The sequence below is a fragment of the Paraburkholderia sediminicola genome (assembly GCF_046026855.1).
Taxonomy (GTDB): Bacteria; Pseudomonadota; Gammaproteobacteria; order Burkholderiales; family Burkholderiaceae; genus Paraburkholderia; species Paraburkholderia sediminicola_A.
Genome location: NZ_JAQQET010000024.1, coordinates 84,584 through 100,970, shown reverse-complemented (window position 1 = coordinate 100,970; position 16,387 = coordinate 84,584). Strand labels below are relative to the sequence as shown.

Here is a 16,387-nt window from a genome sequence, read left to right as displayed (position 1 = left end):
ACAAGTACAACGAAACCAGCGCCTGTCCCGTTCAGGCAGGGAGCGCCGCACAGCGTCGGCAACGACGCGGCGGCGCCTCCCAGCTTGCTGGGCACATCACTCCTTCGAGGCGGCGCTTTCGGTTGGCTCGGAGCTGTTGACCTCTTTGGACGGTTTCTTCTTCGCGCGTCCGTTACTCCCCTTCGCGCCCGTCACCTTGGACGCAGCCGGTGCCTCGCTCCTGCGGAACTTCACTTCGTCGCTTTCCTTGTCATAACTGACCTCAACGCTGTCGCCCGACTTCAAGGCGTCGCTGAGAATCTCCTTCGCAAGCCGCGTTTCCAGTTCCTGGCGAATCTGGCGCTTCAACTCGCGTGCACCGAACTCCGGCCGATAACCGGCGTCGGCAAGGTGATCAATCACCGATTCGTCTATCTTGAGGCTAATGTCCTGCGCGGCAGCGGTGCGCACGACCCGTTCGAGCTGGATCTGCACGATCGAGCGGATGTTGTCGCGCGAGAGCGCATGGAAGACGATGATCTCGTCGATCCGGTTCAGGAATTCGGGCCGGAAGTGGCTCTTGAGCACCCCCATCAATTCCTCGCGGATCGCTTTTTCAGGCAGGCGATCCGACTCGGGTTTTTCGAGGTTGTCCATGATGATCGATGCGCCGAGATTGCTCGTCGCAATGATGATCGTGTTGCTGAAATCCACGACACGGCCTTTGCCGTCGGTCAGCCGCCCGTCGTCGAACACCTGCAGCAGCACGTTGCTCACGTCGGGGTGCGCTTTCTCTATCTCATCAAGCAGGATCACGCTGTACGGGCGTCGCCGGACACGCTCGGTCAGTTGCCCGCCCTCGTCGTAACCGACGTAGCCGGGAGGCGCGCCGATCAGCCTTGCAACCGCGTGACGCTCCATGTATTCGGACATGTCGATACGGATAACCGCCTGCTCGTCGCCGAACACCGTTTCTGCCAGCGCCTTCGCGAGCTCGGTCTTGCCGACACCCGTGGGTCCGAGGAACAGGAACGTCGCGATAGGCCGGTTCGCCTGGCCAAGTCCCGCACGCGACAGACGCACGGCATCGCTCACGGCAATCACCGCGTCGTCCTGGCCGACCACGCGCTCGCGCAGCTTCTTCTCCATATCCAGCAGCTTCTGGCGCTCTTCCTGCGTGAGCTCCGTGACCGGAATGCCGGTAAGACGCGACACCACTTCGGCGATTGACTGCACGGTCACTTCGAGCGTTTCCGAACCGGTCTTGCGCTGCCATGCCTCCATCTGTTCGTCGAGTTTCTCCTGCTTCTCGCCAATACGTGTCTCGAAAGCCTTCGCCTCATCGAAGCGCTTGCGCGAGGACGCATAATCCTGCTCGCGCTTGAGCTGGGCAATTTCGGCTTCGAGCTCCTGGATGGCCGCGGGACGCGAGGTCGCGCCGATGCGCACGCGTGCCGCCGCCTGGTCGATCAGGTCGATGGCCTTGTCAGGTAAAAAGCGTGACGTAATGTAGCGATCCGAAAGTTCGGCGGCGGCAACGAACGCGTCGTCGGCGAAAGTCACCTGGTGGTGCGCCTCGAGCTTGTCGCGAAGGCCTCGCAGAATGACGATGGTCTGCTCGACCGTCGGCTCCGGCACCAACACCGGCTGGAAGCGCCGCTCGAGCGCCGCATCCTTTTCGATGTACTTCTGATACTCGTTGAGTGTCGTGGCGCCGATCAGACTGAGCTCGCCACGCGCGAGCGCGGGCTTGAGCACGTTCGCGATATCGAGGCCGCCTTCTCCACCGCCTTGTCCCGCGCCCACAATCGTGTGCAGTTCATCAATGAACAGGATCAGCTCGTCCTTCTTGGCCGTGACTTCATCGATCAACTGCTTTGCACGCTCTTCGAACTCGCCGCGATACTTCGCACCCGCCACCATCGAGTTGATGTTGACCTCGACGAGTCGCTTGCCGCGCAGCACTTCAGGCACGTCACCGTTAATGATGCGCTGCGCCAGCCCTTCGACGATCGCCGTCTTGCCGACACCGGGCTCGCCGATCAGCACGGGGTTGTTCTTCTTGCGCCGCGCGAGCACCTCGATCGTGCTTTCGATTTCCTGCGCCCGACCCAGCACGGGGTCGAGCTTGCCCTCACGCGCCATAGCCGTGAGGTCGCGTCCGAACTTGTCAAGGTTGGGCGTGCCGGTTGGCGTGTCGACGCGGCCGTCCTCCGCGCCTTTGCCCACGACTTTCACGACCTTCTGCCGCAACGCCTCCGGCGTCACGCCATATTTCTTCAGCAGGGTGCCAGCGATACTGTCCGGCACGGCTGCAAGCCCAATGAGCAGATGCTCCGGACCGACGTAGGAATGGCCCAGATCACGCGACGCCTGGAACGCATACTGGAACGCCTTTTTCAGACGAGGCGAGACGGTCATCTTATCGATCGCTGAGTCAGGATCGCCTGTTCCCTTTTTCGCATGCTGATCGATGTATGCCTTGATGTCCTCCGGCGAGAGCTTGAGTTCCTTCAGCAACGCCGCGCACACGTCAGTGTCCGCGAGCACGTATAGCAGGTGCTCGGTGTCGAGTTCGTTGCGACCCAGCTCGTGTGCCTTCTCCGCGGCGCGCTGCAACAATTCGAGCGTCTGCTCGCTGAAAGCATCGGTGGCATCGACCGATTCACGCGGCACCTCGGCGTATCCAGCGTCATCGTCGTCGTCCCCATCTTCCATGCCACCGCCAAAGAAGCGCGACAGGCCGCCGCCCCCCAACAGTGAATCGAATGGGTTCACCATGCTTTGGTGCCGCATTAATTGCCGATAGTCGTAGTCGCAGATCGATAAAGATTTCCGCTCTCCGTTTTGCACAACGGTCACACGAGCGACAGCGGGACGGGCGTTACAGATTTCGCAGAGGGCTGGCATCGAGAATCACCTTTTCGGTTAAAGCATCCGGCTATTTGAAAGGTTATGGGACACGTTCATGTGAGTTGCGAAGAATCGACGGGCTTCGCCAACATGTCATCTGGAGTCGCTGTTCAATGATCCGTTTGTCTGGTTCAATAACCGGGGACCCGTGATAGCGACGATTCATCGAGCGCGGTTGATGTATCGGAGCGGAGCAACTGTCGCCGTGTTCGACGAGCACTGTCTGAACAATACGGATTGGTCACAGCGTCGATATCGACATGATTAGCATAACGAAACCCTAAATCCGCCTTTGGATTCTATGAGTGGCTCGTGAATAAGGAAATATTGGTTTTTCCGATGATAGGCATTGGCGCAACCTGCCAGGGGCGCCGGAAAACTTCAGGACGGCGCCAGGCTTTTTCAGACATCGCAGCGGGGTTTGAACGCCCTTATTTGCCGGTCTCACGACGGCTCTGCTCTGCAACGGTCAGGATCGCCTCCGGGGCGACTTCGAGCCGGGCCTTCGGTATCGGGTCACCGCTCGCATCGGAGAGACCGTAAGTACCTTCGTCGATCTTCTGCAGCGCACGCTCAATATCGCTGACGCGCTGGTCGTTCACGTCGTGCAGCGCCTGGTTGACCTCATTTTGTTCCATTCCCTGCGCCTCGTCTTCGGACTCTTCTGCCTCGTCGCCATGCAGCTCCTCAGCCGTCCGCTCGCCCGCGATCGTGTTCTCTTCTCCGCCCAGCAATTGCTGGCGCAACGCCAGGAGTCGCTTGCGCTGCTGCGCGATGAACTCGTCACTCAACTTGACCGGTTGCTCCGACATGGTGCTCTCCCTCGCCGTGGCCGACATGTGATTTGTACAGTAGCAGTTCGTTGTCGGGGTCGCATGACAACCGCGTGAAGGTGCGACAGCCTGATAGTCGGACTGCCGCGCTCTATGCGCCATTGCTTAAAGTCATGCGCCCAATTCCTGAAATGCGTGGCCGTTGGCTTCGAGCCCTTTCAGGATATCTGGCGCCAACTCGCTCTGCCACACGTGACCATCGAATTGCCACTCACTTGTGTCAACGAGGTCGGGAAGGCCCGCGCCCGTGCGCACATAGAGACCGAGTGTCGGTTTCTTCAGGTTGAGGTAGAAATCGAATTCCTGCTGCATGGCAACACCTCATGCGAGATACGGGGAATCAACTATCGTCAACGTTGTCCGCATAATGGTCGATAGCGACTTTGCACTCGTCCACAACGACCTGAAGGAAAGCGGGTTCATTTCTTTCAACACACCGTTCCACATGGAGAAAGCGCGCCGTTCCGAGATCGGCGATGCGCTCCGGATCGGCGGTTGTGACATCGACTGTGGCGATCGCCCGGTTACCCTGCAGCGGCGAGATCGACGCGGCGATCAGAAACCGCCGATATGAAAATTCGTTCTGTGCCATGAAACCTCCGCCAACCGAAAAGTTTGAGCCTCGTGATTCGTTTGTACTCGAAGTCTATGAGCAAGTCATGTCCATGTGAACATGAGTTTTTCCGATGCTAGATATTGGTTGAATACGCCTACTGGTTTGCCATTTAACCTCAATATCCGCGTGTCGAACTGCTGGAGTTACGGCATGATGATGCTGAAAGAGAAGCTCGCACGCTGCATTGCGGGCGGATACCAATCCTGAACGCGGCAAAGGAGAGAACGATGCCCACACGCACTGTTTCTTACGGCGAATTCCAGATCGCCGTGCACCCTGAGCGCAACAAGCTCGGCGCCTGGATCGCGAGCGTGAGTGTGAGTCACGGCGCCCGAACAGTCGTCGATATTCGTCCCATGACCGTTCAACCCGAGTGGCTAACCGAAGAAGAAGCGGTAAGAGACGGGGTCGAATGGGGACGCCGGTTCATCGATCGCGAGTTCAACACGCCACAGTCCCGCTCCTGGGTTGCCGAGCGGTCCCATGCGGAAATCTGGTTCCGTGATGCCGAGGAATCGGGTGGCTCGGAAACCAGCGCGTAAGCAATACATCGACCCTGCAAGCCCACGATCCGTGACCAGCTCAGATTCACTGTTTGAAGGCCACATGACACCGAAGCCAGCCGATCAGTGTCGCCGCAGGTGCGCCTCGATTTCCCGGGCATTGAGCGTCGACAGATCTTCGCTGGTCTGCTCGAATATCAGTCGGCGGGTTTCCTCGCTGAGATCCGCTTTGACCATGCCGAGAAATTTCGGCTCGATGGCAAGTCTCAGCCGATTGTAGAGTTGATGGAGCCGCCCTGCCTCCAGATATTCGGCAACGCGCTTCGCGAATTTCTCGCGGTCCTTTTCGGTCAGCATCGTGCCGGTATATTCAGTGTTGATGAGACTGTCTTTTTCTTGCAAGTCGAGCTTGAGTCCTGGCGTCTGGAAAACACGCGCACGGCCTCCATCAGCCACAACAAGCCACGTCATTCCGATCATCATGCACCTCTAAGCAGGGATTTGTCTGCGTGTACGGCATCCGTTCTGACTGCTTGCCTTCGTCCTCGCCAAAAACCGCGACCGTCAACTGCAGCGTCAATGATCGCCCGTTGCCCGAACGGCTCTCACTCAAGATAGCAGTTCGGGTTCGCTACGCCCACGGTCGATTTACCGATTCATAGTATAGGTCTTAAAGTTCATGCCGAAGCCTCCCGCGCTTATCCGCAGCGGCTTTCGGCTTGACCGGCCGGCATGCATATCCCGTGCCCGAATTTCGGTGTACCGGGATCGATCAGCTTGGGAACGCGACAGTCAATGTCGCGATTGAGGTGGGGGTGGCGCCGTTGTCGATTGAGCAGACGGCGCCGCTATAGTCGAGTTGCAAAACAGAACGTTCCAACTTGGGTCCAGCACGCAGCGCGCTGCGTCATGCCGTGCGCGGGGGCGCACGGCGCGCCAGTTAGAAATTGAAGTTGTCGATATTGCTCGCATCAAACGTGGTCGGCGGTCCGAGAATGATTTCGCCTTGCGGTCCGATCGTGCGCTTGCCAAGCTTGCCGGCATCAAACGATTCGCCTTCCTTGCCGGTGATCGTTCCCGAGGACAGTGCCGCTGCCGCATAAGCCGCCAGATAGCCGAGCTGATTCGGATCCCAGAGCTGGAACGCCTTGACCGTCCCGTTCTTGACGAACGCGCGCATCTGATTCGGCGTACCCAGTCCGGTCACCTGCACCTTGCCCTTGCTTGACGACGACGAGATATAGCGCGCCGCTGCAGCAATGCCAACGGTTGTAGGCGCGACGATCGCCTTCAGATTCGGATATGCCTGGAGCAAACCTTGCGTTTCGACGAACGACTTCTGGTCGTCGTCGTTGCCGTAGGCGATCTTCACGAGCTTGATCTTCGAGTACTCGGGCTTCTTCAACTCCTCCTGCATCCACTTGATCCACGTATTCTGGTTCGTCGCGTTAGGCGTGGCCGACAGCACGGCAAACTCGCCCTCGCCGCCCATCAGTTTCGCGACCAGTTGAATCTGTCCCCGTCCGATGCCTTCCGCATTCGCCTGATTCACGAAGAGTTGGCGGCCTTCAGGCGCCGTGTCCGAGTCGAAAGTCACGACCTTGATGCCTTGCGACATCGCTTTCTTCAGATACGGCACGACCGCGTTCGCGTCGTTGGCCGCGATCACAATCGCGTCCTGCCGCTGCGTGATCAATGTGTTGATGTATTGCACTTGCGACGATGCGCCCGCATCCGACGGCCCCACCACCTTGCCCACGCCGTTGAATTCCTTGATCGCGGCCATGCCGCCGTCGTCGGCAATGACTTCATAAGGGTTGTTGATCTGCTTCGGCACGAAAGCAATCTTCAGACCGCTTTTCAGGCCGGCCGCGGACGCGGCGCAACTGATCGCGACTAGAGCAATGCAGAGCGCAGTCTTGCTGGTGTGACGTAAAGGATTGAACATAAGGCGTCTCCTGCTTTGTTGTTGGACGACATGCTGTCCGGGTTGTCGGTATTTGGTATTTAGTCTTTCTTTTGGAGCCGGTTTAAAGAGAACGTCATAAAGAAGAAGCGGACTTCGCGATGAAACGCCGGTCACGCGCCGCCCGCCAGCGGGCAACCAGATTGGGAATCAGCACTGATGCCAGCAGCAGCACGCCGGTGACGATCGTTAGCGTTTCGCTCGATACATCATCGAGGGTCAGTGCATTTTTCAGCACGCCAATAATCAGCAGCGACAGCAGGACGCCGAACATCGAGCCGCGTCCGCCGAAAATACTCACGCCGCCGAACAGCACCGCCGCGATCACCGACAATTCGAAACCTTCGCCGTTATCGCCGCGTGCGCTGGTAAAGCGCAGCGTATAGACAGTGCCTGCCAGCGCGCTCATGGCGCCGGACAGCACGAATAGACGCAAGCGGATCTTCGCGACTTCGATACCGGAGAAAGCCGCGGCGGTGGGATTCGCGCCGATTGCGTAGAGGCTGCGGCCGAACGCGGTGGACTGCAGCAGCACGGTAAACAAAACCGCACCGACGATCACGATCACAAAGGGCAACGGAATGAACGTCGAGCCGACCGTATCCATGCCGAACGTCGTATAGCCTGCGGGAAAATCCGCGACCGCCTGATCGCCGAGCAGCACATACGCCAGGCCGCGAAACAGCGCCAGCGTGCCGATCGTGACCGCAAGTGACGGCAGATTGAGCTTCACGATCACGAGGCCATTCAGCAAGCCCGCCAGCGCACCGGCAATCAGTACCAGCACGATCACGACCGGCATCGGCAAGCCCATGTGCCACAGCACGCCCATCAACGCACTCGATGCACCCAGCACCGACGCCACAGAAAGATCGATTTCGGCGGCGACGATAATCAAGGTCATGGGCAGCGCCATCAACGCAATCTCGGTCAGATCGGCGAGGATATTGCTGACATTTGCGCCCGTGAGAAACACCGGCGACAGCAGGCGCCCGAGCCCGAGCGACAGAGCCAGCACGATGACCAGCAAGACTTCCCATTGCAACGGCGTTTCGCGTTTGCGCGTGAGCAGCGCGGAATCGGGTTTAGCCATGATCGCGTTTCCTCATCATGCGTTTGGCGACGGAGCGGGCCAGCAAGGTGTCGGCGGTAATCGCGGCAACGATCAGCGCACCCTGGATCGCCTGCTCCCAGAATGGCGAGACGTGGAGCACGACAAGCGCGATGCTGATCACGCCCAGCACCAGCGCACCGAGCGTGGCGCCGAGAATGGTGCCCACACCTCCCGTGATCGCGACGCTGCCCACCACGGCGGCGGCAACGACCTGCAATTCGATGCCCTTCGCGGTGCTTGCGTCGACGGTGCCGAAGCGCGCGAGCCACAATGCGCCCGCGAAACCGGCAATCGCGCCGGACAACAGGAAACCCGCCATGACGCGACGTTCGACATTCACGCCGGCAAGCCGTGCCGCCTCCGGATTCGAGCCGATCGCATAGTGTTCACGTCCGCCGCGAAACTGCTTCAGATAGACAGCCAGAGCGGCCAGCACAACGATCGCGATTAGCGCGAGCGTCGGTATGCCGAAGAATGTGCCGGTAGCAAGATGGGAAAACCCATCGGGCAAGCTGGTCGCATTGATCTGGCCACCGTGTACCCACGCGTAGTCCGCGCCGCGAAAGATGTAGAGCGTGGAGAGTGTCGCCACCAGCGAGGGCACGCGTCCCACCGCAACGAGTAACGCATTGATGCCGCCCGCCACGAGACCGATTGCAAGCCCAGCCAGCAACGCGACAATCACCGGCATCTGCGGAAACGCAACGTACAGGCTGCCGACCGCATAGGCGCTGATGCCGACCGTCGACCCCACCGACAGATCGATGTGCCGCATCAGGATCACCACCGTCATGCCGGCTGTCAGCAAGCTGATAATCGACACATTGAGCAGCACGTCACGCAGGTTCTGCAGATTCAGAAACTGCGGCTTCGCGAGCCCTGTACCCACGATCAACAGAATCAGCACGACAAAGAGCGTCGTTTCGCGGCTCTTCGCAATACTCGTGATGAAACCGCCCGGCGCACTGCCGGAACTCTTCGGCGCTGCGGCCTGAACGGGTGCGGGATGGGTTGGAGAATGGCGCATCATGCCGCGTGCCCCAACGGTGGAACCGGTTGGCCGAGCGCGGCGCCCATGATGCGTTCTTCGTCGGCTTCGGCGCGCGCTATATCCGCGCTGATACGTCCCTCGTGCATGACCAGTACGCGATCGGCCATGCCGAGCACTTCCGGCAGTTCACTCGAGATCATCAGCACCGCCATGCCGTCGCGCACCAGTTCCGCGAGCGCGCCATACACCTCGGCCTTTGCGCCGACGTCGATGCCGCGCGTGGGTTCGTCGATGATCAGGACCTTCGGGTTGGTGGCAAGCCACTTGCCCAACACGACCTTTTGCTGATTGCCGCCGGAAAGTGTGCCGACCGGCGCATTCGGATCACCCGCTTTGAGGCGCAAACGCGTGCCCCACTGATTGGCGAGCTGCGTTTCACTGCGTGTGGAAATCAGGCCATGTTTGACGAGACGTCCGAGCACCGTCATCGAGGCATTGCGCGCAATGCTCAACTCCAGTGCCAGCCCTTGCTGGCGGCGGTCCTCCGGCACCAGCGCAAGGCCGGCACGTACCGCTGCGGCCGGACTACCGGCGGCAAGGCGCTTGCCGCCAATCGAAATTTCACCCGAGTCGAGTGGATCGATGCCGAAGATCGCGCGCGCCACTTCGCTGCGACCCGCGCCGACAAGACCCGCCAGCGCGACGATCTCGCCTGCGCGGACGTCGAAGGAAATGTCCTTGAATACGCCCACACGCGTCAGGCCACGCACCGACAGGCGTACTTCACCCGGTGGCCGGTCGGCTTTCGGATAGAACGTCTCCAGGTCACGGCCCACCATCTTCGCGACGATGGATTCGGTGGTGAGATCGGCGATGAGCCCGTCGAATACTTTTGCGCCGTCGCGCATGATCGTCACGCGTTGCGTCAGCGTGAAAACTTCATCCAACCGGTGCGTGATGAACAGAATCGCCACATCGCGTTCGCGCAGCTTGCGTACGATCGCAAACAGCCGCTCCACTTCGGGCAGCGACAAGGCGGCGGTTGGCTCGTCCATGATCAGCACGTTCGCGTTCAACGACAACGCCTTCGCAATTTCGATTACCTGCTGATCGGCAATCGACAAACCGCGCACCAGTTGATCCGCACGCAGATCGACCCCGAGCGAGGCCAGCAAACCATCCACCTCACGGCGCATCGCGTCGTACTGAATGCGGCCAATCCGGTCGACTGGCTGCCGTCCCATGAAAATGTTCTCAGCGATCGAGAGATCGAAGAACAGCGTCGGTTCCTGATAGATCACCGCCAGACCCGCGTCGCGTGCCTCAGCAGGTGTCGCAAATCCGCGCGCCACACCGTCGACCAGCAGCGCGCCGGTATCCGGTTGATGTACGCCCGCGAGAATCTTCACGACCGTCGATTTGCCCGCGCCATTTTCGCCGAGCAACGCATGCACTTCGCCCGGCCACAACGCGAGATCGCCGTCGGATAACGCACGGACCCGGCCGAATGATTTGCTCGCGTGCCGTAATTCGAGTCTGGGCACAGCGGATGGGGATTGCGGCACTACGTGTCTCCTTCTTGTTCGATTTCGGGAATGCGTCGGCTGCGGTACGTCAGATACGATAAAAGTGCTCCGCGTTACGGCAAAACAGCGCCTCTTTTTCTGCAACGCTCGCGCCGTCGACGATCGACGCGTACGCACGCCACAAATCCGGGTAAGAGCCGAACAACCGATCGACCGGAAAGTTCGACGCGAACATCGCGCGCTCGACGCCGAACGTATCGATTGTTTCGAGCACATAAGGCCGCAGACTTTCGACGGTCCACTGATGATCGAACATGGCGAGTCCGCTGATTTTCACCGCAACGTTCCTGCAATCCGCGAGTATTCGCATGCCGTCACGCCACGCGCGATAACCCGCGACGCTGCTGCGGTCCACGAACATACCCGCATGGTTGATGATAAAAATCGTATCGCCGTGCGCGCGCGCCAACGCAGCCGCCTCGTCCATCTGCGACGGATACAGTTGCAGATCGAACGACATGTCGTAACGGCGCAGCAACGCAAAATGTTCGCGCCACTGCGGCTCGCGCATGAAATGACGCCCCACGTAATCGAACAGCTTGTTCTCGTGCACGTTCAGGATCTGCCTGATGCCACGCGTATTGGTGAACGACGCGTGCGCTTCAAGCATTTCCGGCGCGTTCGCCGCCGACAGATCCACGGCGGCGACAATCGCGTTCGGCATGCCGCGCGACGCCGGACGATCCGCAATGGATTGCAACCAGCGGGTTTCCTCAACCGGATCGGCCGGATCGTGATTCGCTTCCACGTGAACCAGTTTCAGCACCTCAATATCGCCCGCTTCGCCGAGCAAATCGTCGAGCAGATAGTTGTGCTTCAGGTCGCGCGCGTCCCCCACGAACGACACGCCCGGGTTTTCCAGCCACGGATAGCGATGCGTCTTCAGGTCCCACAGATGAATATGCGAATCGACAACCTGCATGCGATACCCTCCGCCCATTGGGCCTGGCAGTCAGCAACGTCAGTTAAGCGAATTCAGATGAAAGACCGGCTCCAACGGTTGTTGAAGCGGCGCATGGTCAGGAGCGGTCTGCATGATGTCGGCCATGTAATCCCACCATTTGCGCATCACGTCGAGTTGCGGCAGCGCATTCATCGTGTGATTCGTGGTGCGCGTCAGAATAGCGAAAAGGTGGTCCGTGCCCGCGTCGAAGAAGATCCGATAGTCGCGCACACCGGCGTGGTGCAATGCATCAACCAGCTCGGGCCAGATTTGCGCGTGACGTCGTTCGTATTCCTCGCGCATGCCGGGGTTGAGCACCATCCGGAAAGCGATTGTTTCCATTACGGCCTGTCTCCCGTCGTATCGGGGCGCTTTTCCGTCCAGGCGTAGAAGCGTTCTGATACGACTATAATTCCTGCGTCGATAGCATCTCAATCCGTTGTTGGGATTGGGCGATCCACAAACCGAATCGCACCGGAACCATGAGCCAACACTCAGCTGCAATCGCACTCGTCAATCGGCTCAAGTTCAAGCACCTCGCGCTGCTCGTCGCGCTCGACGACGCGCGCAATCTCCATCAAGCGGCCGAGGCGATCAACGTCGCGCAACCCAGCGCGAGCCGCATGCTCGGCGACATCGAGGAAGCTTTCGGCTTCCTGCTGTTCGAGCGCAACGCGCGCGGCATGACGCCCACACCGCTCGGCGTAGTCACGCTGGCCTATGCGCGGCGTGCACTTGCCGAGTTGACCCGTTTTGCCGAAGACCTCGACGTCAAACGCCGCGGCGGGCACGGACAGTTGACCGTCGGCGCCATCATGGGCGCTGCGCCCGATCTGCTGGCCATGGCCGTCGCCGCGCTGAAAACCGAAAGCCCTTTGCTCAACGTGCGGATTCTTGGCGAAACCAGCGACCAGGTCGTGCAATTGCTGCACCGCCGCGAAGTCGATCTGGCGCTTGGACGCCTGACCAGTCCGTTGCAACACAACGATTTCAGTTTCGAGCCGCTCGCCCGCGAAACTTTGTTGCTGGTGGTACGTTCGGTTCATCCGCTGGCGCAGCGCTCGCGCATCACATTGCGGGAACTGATCGACTGGCCGTGGGTGGCGCAACCAGTTACCAGTCCGGCGCGCGTGCTGTTCGAAGAAGAACTCGCTCGAGCGGGACTTGCTACGCCAGTCAACCTGACCGAGTGCGCGTCGATCTTCGCCACGCTGCAATTGCTCGAGAACTACGACGCTGTGGCCATGCTGCCCGAGTCGGTCGTGCGCGATCATGTGCGCGGCAAGCTGCTGGTCGCGCTGCCGCTCGAAATCGGCAAGAGCCTCGCCGGCTTCGGCATTCTCACGCGCAAGGAAGAAGCTCTCGCCGAACCGGCGCTGCGCTTTATCGATTTGCTGCGCGGCTTCTCGCGCAAACTCGCACGCGACGATTCCGCCTCGGCCGTGACCGCGCCTGTGATCGTATCCGCACCGGTTCATTGACATCGGCATCGCGCGCTACTGCAAGTTGACGAACAGGCCGCCGTCCACCAGCAGCGCGGCGCCTGTTACATAGCGCGCGCGATCGGAAGCAAGGAATACCACGCAATCGGCGACGTCCTCCGGGCGGCCCAACCTGCCCAGTGGAATGCGCTTTTCGAAGTAAGCTTTCTTCGCCTCGTCGGCGAGATCTTCCGCGTTCAGATCGGTCGCGATCGTGCCGGGCATCACCGAATTGCAGCGAATGCCGTACGGCCCCAACGCAACCGCGCACGACTGCATCAGCGAATGCACACCCGCTTTGGTCGGCGTGTAGTGCGTCTGCATGCCGCCGCCTACCAGGGCGCTGATCGAGCTCGTCGCCACGATCGCGCCGCCCGTGCCCTGCGCTTTCATCTGCTGCGCGGCGGCTTGCGTGACATAGAACGCACCGTTCAGATTCACTGCCACCGTCGATTCCAATACCTCGGGCGGCATGTCGAGAAAGGCGTGAAACGGGCAGATACCGGCATTGCTCGCGAGCACGTCGACTTTACCGAAGGCCTCAATGGTTTGGCGAACCAGTTCCTGCCCGGTTTCGCGCGCGGCTACATTGCCTTCGATCGCGATCACGCGCCGCCCCAACGCTTCGATTTCCGCGACCACTTCGGCGACAGCCGAACGGCGCCCATAAGTTGCGTCGTTATCGCCCCAGTAGTTGATCGCCACATCCGCACCTTCGGTTGCGCACGCAACCGCTATCGCGCGGCCAATGCCACGCGAACCGCCGGTGACGATCACAACCTTGTCCTTGAGCAACACGTCATTCTCCTGTTGGCTGGATCAATATGAAGTCTTGTAGATTGAGCCCGGATTCAACCCACCGTCAACGCGTGTTCAACGCACATTCAACGTGGATAGGGCCGCACCAGCGCGCATTCCGGATTGAGCCGCACGCCGAACCCCGGCGTGTCCGGCACCTTCATCCGTCCATTCACGGGGACCGGTTCATCGAGCAACAGCGGCGTAAACATCGGCACCACTTCATCCGCTTTCGGCGCCATCATCAGAAACTCGGCGAACGGCGAGTTGTGCCGCGTAACGACGAAGTGATAGCTATACACCGACGAACCGTGCGGCACCACCATCACATTGTGGGCATCGGCGAGCGCGGAGATCTTGATGAGTTCGGTAATGCCGCCGCACCATCCCACATCCGGTTGAATCAGATCGCAGCACTGCATCTCCAGCAGCATGCGAAAACCCCAGCGTGTCGCTTCATGCTCGCCGGTCGACACCATCATGCCGCGTGGCACGTTGCGGCGCAGTTCGGCGTAACCCCAGTAGTCGTCAGGCGGGAGGCACTCTTCGATCCATTTCAGACCGTACTCGTGCGCCGCCTGCGCGAGCCGCGTGGCATACGGTACGTCGAGGCTCATCCAGCAGTCGTACATTAGCCAGAAGTCATCGCCGACACGGCTGCGCATCTCGGCAAGCTTCTCAAGATTCTTCTTGAGACCCGCCTCGCCTTCCGCAGGACCATGCTGCAAAGGCAATTTCCCGCCGATGAAACCCATCTCCTTCGCGAGGTCGGGACGCGCGCCAGTCGCGTAGAACACGAGTTCGTCGCGCACCGGGCCGCCCAATAGCTGGTACACCGGCTCCTTGCGGACTTTCGCGAGCAGATCCCATAACGCGAGATCGACGCCCGAGATCGTGTTCAGCACCACGCCTTTGCGGCCGTAGTACAGCGTCGAGAAATACATCTGATCCCACATCTTCTCAATGTCTGTAACGAGCTGCCCTTCGAGAAAACGCGCGAGATGTTTCTCGACGATGAACGCGCCGATCTCGCCGCCCGTTGTCACTGCAAAACCGACCGTGCCGTCACTAGCTTCGATCTCCACCACCAGCGTGCCGAGCACATTGATACCGAACGACTGGCGGCTCTGGCGATACTCCGGATAACGCGCCATCGGCGTAGAAATGTGATCGTCGATCCAGTGTCCGTCGGGTTGATCGTGATAATCCGCACCGCCACCGCGGACGATGAAGGCACGCACGTGCCGGATAGTAGGCATGGCCATAAAAAGGGCTCCGTTGTTGATGCGTCGAACGTGCATCCGACAATGCGCCTAACGGGCGCGGTGCAGTAAGTGTTGGAAAGACCAGGTTGAATGTGCGCCGTCACGACGCAACAGCGTGCCGATCATGAGCGCCGCGAGCAGACTCGAGACGCCCAATACGATCAGCCCTGCCGAGGTGGACGAAAACGCCCGTTCCGCCGCGGTGCGCAGGCTCGGTGCAATAAATCCGCCGAGGCCGCCGAGCGAATTGATCAGCGCGATCCCACTTGCAGCCGCGGCGCCCGTGAGATAGCGCGTCGGGAATGTCCAGAACAGCGGTTGCGCCGCGATGAAACCACTGGCCGCGCAGCACAGCGCGATCAAGCCGATCGACGGGTTATGCGCGAGCCCCGAGGCGCCGATACCGAGGCCGGCGAGCACCAGCAGCGCGACCGCCCAGCGCCGGTGTCCACCCGTGCGATCCGCACGACGCGGCACATACCACGTCACCGCCAGCGCACACAGCCATGGCAGCGCACCGGCGAGGCCCACCCGCAAGCCGACCGTCGTGCCGAGTAAAGCGGCCACTTGTTGCGGCAAATAGAAGATCACGCCGTAGACACTCATCTGAATCAGCAGATAAATCGCCGAAAGCAGCAACACACGGCGGTCGACCAGCGCAGCGAGAATGTGACGCGGCCCATGCGCCGACGCGGCGCGCGCATCGTCGTCGAGTGCGCTGCGCAAGGCACTGCGCTCCTGCGCATCGAGCCAGCGCGCGTCTTCAGGTCGGTTGTCGAGATACCAGAACGCCCATACGCCAACTAACGAGGCCAACGTCCCCTCGATCAGAAACAGCCACTGCCAGCCGGCCAAACCCATCGCGCCATGCAATTCGAGCAAGGAGCCCGACAACGGACTGCCGAAGATGAACGCCAGCGGTGCACCGAAATAGAACACGCCCACCGCGCGAGCTCGCGCTGCTTGTGGAAACCAGTGAGTCAGGTAATAGATCACGCCGGGGAAGAAACCGGCTTCGGCGACACCGAGCAGAAAACGCAGTGAGTAGAAAGCCGTTGGCGTATGCGCAAGACACATCGCCGCCGAGACAAGCCCCCAGGTCACCATAATCCGGCACATCCACGCACGCGCGCCGACCTTGTGCAGCAGCAGATTGCTCGGTACCTCGAACAATGCATAGCCGATGAAGAACACGCCCGCGCCGAAGGCAAAAGCCGCATTAGACAAACCCGTATCGTGCTGCAACGCCTTCTGCGCGAAGCCGATGTTGGCGCGATCAAGGAACGCCAGCACATACATGAGCAGAAGAAACGGCAACAGCCGGCGCATGACCTTGCTGTTGATCGCCTCCAGTGACGCGGGCGAATGCGGACTCATGTCGTCTCCTTCGCAGAGCTTG

The 16,387-nt window shown here is 60.3% G+C and carries 16 protein-coding genes; 2 read left to right on the top strand and 14 right to left on the bottom strand.

Annotated elements, in window-relative coordinates; all coding sequences use genetic code 11:
- Positions 1 to 96: 96 nt before the first annotated feature.
- The 4 genes from PQR40_RS25125 to PQR40_RS25110 form a co-directional block, all read right to left on the bottom strand.
- Positions 97 to 2,889: an ATP-dependent Clp protease ATP-binding subunit gene (locus PQR40_RS25125; protein WP_408510046.1), complete on the bottom strand. Its 2,793-nt coding sequence runs from the start codon at positions 2,887 to 2,889 to the stop codon at positions 97 to 99.
- 434 nt (positions 2,890 to 3,323) lie between these two features.
- On the bottom strand, positions 3,324 to 3,704 hold the full coding sequence (locus PQR40_RS25120) for a TraR/DksA family transcriptional regulator (protein ID WP_408226834.1): 381 nt from the start codon (positions 3,702 to 3,704) through the stop codon (positions 3,324 to 3,326).
- Between the two features lie 132 nt (positions 3,705 to 3,836).
- Positions 3,837 to 4,037 (bottom strand): hypothetical protein, encoded by a 201-nt coding sequence (locus PQR40_RS25115; protein WP_408226831.1) that lies wholly within the window; start codon positions 4,035 to 4,037, stop codon positions 3,837 to 3,839.
- 28 nt (positions 4,038 to 4,065) lie between these two features.
- Complete coding sequence (locus tag PQR40_RS25110) at positions 4,066 to 4,317, bottom strand: hypothetical protein (protein WP_408510045.1); 252 nt, start codon at positions 4,315 to 4,317, stop codon at positions 4,066 to 4,068.
- Positions 4,318 to 4,568: 251 nt separating this feature from the next.
- Between PQR40_RS25110 and PQR40_RS25105 the strand changes: the two genes are divergently transcribed.
- The gene (locus PQR40_RS25105) at positions 4,569 to 4,883 is read left to right on the top strand and encodes a DUF6566 family protein (protein ID WP_408226825.1); all 315 of its coding nucleotides are present in this window, start codon (positions 4,569 to 4,571) and stop codon (positions 4,881 to 4,883) included.
- A gap of 84 nt (positions 4,884 to 4,967) precedes the next feature.
- Here the strand turns inward: PQR40_RS25105 and PQR40_RS25100 are convergent, their stop codons facing one another.
- The 7 genes from PQR40_RS25100 to rhaM form a co-directional block, all read right to left on the bottom strand.
- Entirely contained in the window at positions 4,968 to 5,327 is a 360-nt protein-coding gene (locus PQR40_RS25100) for a host attachment protein (RefSeq protein WP_408226822.1), read from the bottom strand.
- A 457-nt stretch (positions 5,328 to 5,784) separates the two neighbouring features.
- The gene (gene rhaS, locus PQR40_RS25095) at positions 5,785 to 6,792 is read right to left on the bottom strand and encodes a rhamnose ABC transporter substrate-binding protein (protein WP_408226819.1); all 1,008 of its coding nucleotides are present in this window, start codon (positions 6,790 to 6,792) and stop codon (positions 5,785 to 5,787) included.
- A gap of 94 nt (positions 6,793 to 6,886) precedes the next feature.
- Positions 6,887 to 7,903, bottom strand: a complete 1,017-nt coding sequence (locus PQR40_RS25090) for an ABC transporter permease (RefSeq protein WP_408226816.1) — start codon at positions 7,901 to 7,903, stop codon at positions 6,887 to 6,889.
- A complete protein-coding gene (locus PQR40_RS25085; RefSeq protein WP_408510044.1) occupies positions 7,896 to 8,954 on the bottom strand; it encodes an ABC transporter permease in 1,059 nt (352 codons plus the stop codon). Before PQR40_RS25085 ends, PQR40_RS25090 begins: the two co-directional genes overlap by 8 nt.
- Entirely contained in the window at positions 8,951 to 10,480 is a 1,530-nt protein-coding gene (locus PQR40_RS25080) for a sugar ABC transporter ATP-binding protein (protein ID WP_408510043.1), read from the bottom strand. The genes PQR40_RS25085 and PQR40_RS25080 overlap by 4 nt, the downstream gene beginning before the upstream one ends.
- A gap of 49 nt (positions 10,481 to 10,529) precedes the next feature.
- On the bottom strand, positions 10,530 to 11,423 hold the full coding sequence (locus tag PQR40_RS25075) for an amidohydrolase family protein (protein ID WP_408510042.1): 894 nt from the start codon (positions 11,421 to 11,423) through the stop codon (positions 10,530 to 10,532).
- Between the two features lie 39 nt (positions 11,424 to 11,462).
- On the bottom strand, positions 11,463 to 11,786 hold the full coding sequence (gene rhaM, locus PQR40_RS25070; RefSeq protein ID WP_408226804.1) for an L-rhamnose mutarotase: 324 nt from the start codon (positions 11,784 to 11,786) through the stop codon (positions 11,463 to 11,465).
- A 140-nt stretch (positions 11,787 to 11,926) separates the two neighbouring features.
- Between rhaM and PQR40_RS25065 the strand changes: the two genes are divergently transcribed.
- A complete protein-coding gene (locus tag PQR40_RS25065; protein WP_408226801.1) occupies positions 11,927 to 12,925 on the top strand; it encodes a LysR family transcriptional regulator in 999 nt (332 codons plus the stop codon).
- A 15-nt stretch (positions 12,926 to 12,940) separates the two neighbouring features.
- Here PQR40_RS25065 and lra1 read toward each other — a convergent pair whose 3' ends face one another.
- From lra1 to PQR40_RS25050, 3 genes are all read right to left on the bottom strand, one after another.
- Positions 12,941 to 13,723 (bottom strand): L-rhamnose 1-dehydrogenase Lra1, encoded by a 783-nt coding sequence (lra1, locus tag PQR40_RS25060; RefSeq protein WP_408226798.1) that lies wholly within the window; start codon positions 13,721 to 13,723, stop codon positions 12,941 to 12,943.
- Between the two features lie 86 nt (positions 13,724 to 13,809).
- Complete coding sequence (rhmD, locus tag PQR40_RS25055; RefSeq protein WP_054035971.1) at positions 13,810 to 14,988, bottom strand: L-rhamnonate dehydratase; 1,179 nt, start codon at positions 14,986 to 14,988, stop codon at positions 13,810 to 13,812.
- Between the two features lie 48 nt (positions 14,989 to 15,036).
- Positions 15,037 to 16,365 carry an MFS transporter gene (locus PQR40_RS25050; RefSeq protein WP_408510041.1) on the bottom strand — a complete coding sequence of 443 codons (1,329 nt, stop codon included), beginning with the start codon at positions 16,363 to 16,365 and terminating at the stop codon, positions 15,037 to 15,039.
- Positions 16,366 to 16,387 lie beyond the last annotated feature (22 nt).

Bases quoted from the DNA above. Each gene is read 5' to 3' on its own strand.
- PQR40_RS25120 (WP_408226834.1), bottom strand. From the start codon at position 3,704: ATGTCGGAGCAACCGGTCAAGTTGAGTGACGAGTTCATCGCGCAGCAG.
- PQR40_RS25105 (WP_408226825.1), top strand. From the start codon at position 4,569: ATGCCCACACGCACTGTTTCTTACGGCGAATTCCAGATCGCCGTGCAC.
- rhaS (WP_408226819.1), bottom strand. From the start codon at position 6,792: ATGTTCAATCCTTTACGTCACACCAGCAAGACTGCGCTCTGCATTGCT.
- PQR40_RS25115 (WP_408226831.1), bottom strand. From the start codon at position 4,037: ATGCAGCAGGAATTCGATTTCTACCTCAACCTGAAGAAACCGACACTC.
- PQR40_RS25075 (WP_408510042.1), bottom strand. From the start codon at position 11,423: ATGCAGGTTGTCGATTCGCATATTCATCTGTGGGACCTGAAGACGCAT.
- PQR40_RS25100 (WP_408226822.1), bottom strand. From the start codon at position 5,327: ATGATGATCGGAATGACGTGGCTTGTTGTGGCTGATGGAGGCCGTGCG.
- rhmD (WP_054035971.1), bottom strand. From the start codon at position 14,988: ATGGCCATGCCTACTATCCGGCACGTGCGTGCCTTCATCGTCCGCGGT.
- PQR40_RS25125 (WP_408510046.1), bottom strand. From the start codon at position 2,889: ATGCCAGCCCTCTGCGAAATCTGTAACGCCCGTCCCGCTGTCGCTCGT.
- PQR40_RS25085 (WP_408510044.1), bottom strand. From the start codon at position 8,954: ATGATGCGCCATTCTCCAACCCATCCCGCACCCGTTCAGGCCGCAGCG.
- PQR40_RS25050 (WP_408510041.1), bottom strand. From the start codon at position 16,365: ATGAGTCCGCATTCGCCCGCGTCACTGGAGGCGATCAACAGCAAGGTC.
- PQR40_RS25090 (WP_408226816.1), bottom strand. From the start codon at position 7,903: ATGGCTAAACCCGATTCCGCGCTGCTCACGCGCAAACGCGAAACGCCG.
- PQR40_RS25110 (WP_408510045.1), bottom strand. From the start codon at position 4,317: ATGGCACAGAACGAATTTTCATATCGGCGGTTTCTGATCGCCGCGTCG.
- rhaM (WP_408226804.1), bottom strand. From the start codon at position 11,786: ATGGAAACAATCGCTTTCCGGATGGTGCTCAACCCCGGCATGCGCGAG.
- PQR40_RS25065 (WP_408226801.1), top strand. From the start codon at position 11,927: ATGAGCCAACACTCAGCTGCAATCGCACTCGTCAATCGGCTCAAGTTC.